The 1760-nt window shown below is 52.6% G+C and carries 1 rRNA gene; it reads right to left on the reverse strand.

Annotated elements, in window-relative coordinates:
• Window positions 1-33: 33 nt before the first annotated feature.
• Window positions 34-1760: ribosomal RNA gene (locus L6D74_RS29830) — 23S ribosomal RNA — on the reverse strand; the annotation flags it as partial.

Below are 1760 nucleotides of genomic sequence, written 5' to 3' on the forward strand. Positions count from 1 at the left end.
CTCTTTCGAGTCTACAGATTGCTTGGGTGTTATATGGTCAAGCCTCACGGGCAATTAGTATTGGTTAGCTCAACGCCTCACAGCGCTTACACACCCAACCTATCAACGTCGTAGTCTTCGACGGCCCTTCAGGGAACTCAAGGTTCCAGTGAGATCTCATCTTGAGGCAAGTTTCCCGCTTAGATGCTTTCAGCGGTTATCTTTCCCGAACATAGCTACCCGGCAATGCCACTGGCGTGACAACCGGAACACCAGAGGTTCGTCCACTCCGGTCCTCTCGTACTAGGAGCAGCCCCTCTCAAATCTCAAACGTCCACGGCAGATAGGGACCGAACTGTCTCACGACGTTCTAAACCCAGCTCGCGTACCACTTTAAATGGCGAACAGCCATACCCTTGGGACCGGCTTCAGCCCCAGGATGTGATGAGCCGACATCGAGGTGCCAAACACCGCCGTCGATATGAACTCTTGGGCGGTATCAGCCTGTTATCCCCGGAGTACCTTTTATCCGTTGAGCGATGGCCCTTCCATACAGAACCACCGGATCACTAAGACCTACTTTCGTACCTGCTCGACGTGTCTGTCTCGCAGTCAAGCGCGCTTTTGCCTTTATACTCTACGACCGATTTCCGACCGGTCTGAGCGCACCTTCGTACTCCTCCGTTACTCTTTAGGAGGAGACCGCCCCAGTCAAACTACCCACCATACACTGTCCTCGATCCGGATAACGGACCTGAGTTAGAACCTCAAAGTTGCCAGGGTGGTATTTCAAGGATGGCTCCACGCGAACTGGCGTCCACGCTTCAAAGCCTCCCACCTATCCTACACAAGCAAATTCAAAGTCCAGTGCAAAGCTATAGTAAAGGTTCACGGGGTCTTTCCGTCTAGCCGCGGATACACTGCATCTTCACAGCGATTTCAATTTCACTGAGTCTCGGGTGGAGACAGCGCCGCCATCGTTACGCCATTCGTGCAGGTCGGAACTTACCCGACAAGGAATTTCGCTACCTTAGGACCGTTATAGTTACGGCCGCCGTTTACCGGGGCTTCGATCAAGAGCTTCGCGTTAGCTAACCCCATCAATTAACCTTCCGGCACCGGGCAGGCGTCACACCCTATACGTCCACTTTCGTGTTTGCAGAGTGCTGTGTTTTTAATAAACAGTCGCAGCGGCCTGGTATCTTCGACCGGCGTGGGCTTACGCAGCAAGTGCTTCACCCTCACCGGCGCACCTTCTCCCGAAGTTACGGTGCCATTTTGCCTAGTTCCTTCACCCGAGTTCTCTCAAGCGCCTTGGTATTCTCTACCCAACCACCTGTGTCGGTTTGGGGTACGGTTCCTGGTTATCTGAAGCTTAGAAGCTTTTCTTGGAAGCATGGCATCAACCACTTCGTCGCCTAAAGGCAACTCGTCATCAGCTCTCGGCCTTGAAACCCCGGATTTACCTAAGATTTCAGCCTACCACCTTAAACTTGGACAACCAACGCCAAGCTGGCCTAGCCTTCTCCGTCCCTCCATCGCAATAACCAGAAGTACAGGAATATTAACCTGTTTTCCATCGACTACGCTTTTCAGCCTCGCCTTAGGGACCGACTAACCCTGCGTCGATTAACGTTGCGCAGGAAACCTTGGTCTTTCGGCGTGGGTGTTTTTCACACCCATTGTCGTTACTCATGTCAGCATTCGCACTTCTGATACCTCCAGCAAGCTTCTCAACTCACCTTCACAGGCTTACAGAACGCTCCTCTACCGCATCACTT

The organism is Pseudomonas pharyngis, assembly GCF_021602345.1.
GTDB lineage: Bacteria > Pseudomonadota > Gammaproteobacteria > Pseudomonadales > Pseudomonadaceae > Aquipseudomonas > Aquipseudomonas pharyngis.